Here is a 471-nt window from a genome sequence, read left to right on the forward strand (position 1 = left end):
GCGGCGGTCCGGGCCGCCTCCCGGGCGGCGAGCCAACGGAAGAAGGCCTCCGCCACCCGCACCCTCGCCTCCCGCCGGGCGGCCTCGGCGCGGGCCTCGAGGGCCCGGAGGGCGGGGCCCCGGTCCCGGAAGAGGTCCGCCAGGTTGAGGCTTAGGGCCAGGCGGTAGGAGGGGGCCACCTGCCCGTACTCCCCCGCCAGGGCGGCCCCCGCCTCGGCGGAGAGCGCCCCGAGTAGTCCGAGGGAGGCCCGGGCGGCCTCCAGGTCGGCGAGGGCCTGGAGGTAGGCGGGGTCCGCCTTCAGGGCTTCCTCCGCGAGGCGGTCCAGGAGGCGGGCCTCCTCCCGGGTGAGGCCCTGGGCCAGGGCCGGGGCGAGGACGAGAAGAAGCGCGAGCCGCCTCACTTGGCCACCACCACCTTCCTGAGCCAGGGGGAGAGGACCACGAAGGCGGCGATGCCCAACCCCCCCGCCA

The 471-nt window shown here is 77.7% G+C and carries 1 pseudogene; it reads right to left on the reverse strand.

The features are described 5' to 3' along the window. Positions 1 to 401: pseudogene (locus tag ACYQ0J_RS00340) on the reverse strand (TolC family protein); the annotation flags it as partial. Between the last annotated feature and the right edge of the window lie 70 nt (positions 402 to 471).

It is taken from the genome of Thermus sp. FJN-A (assembly GCF_054655095.1).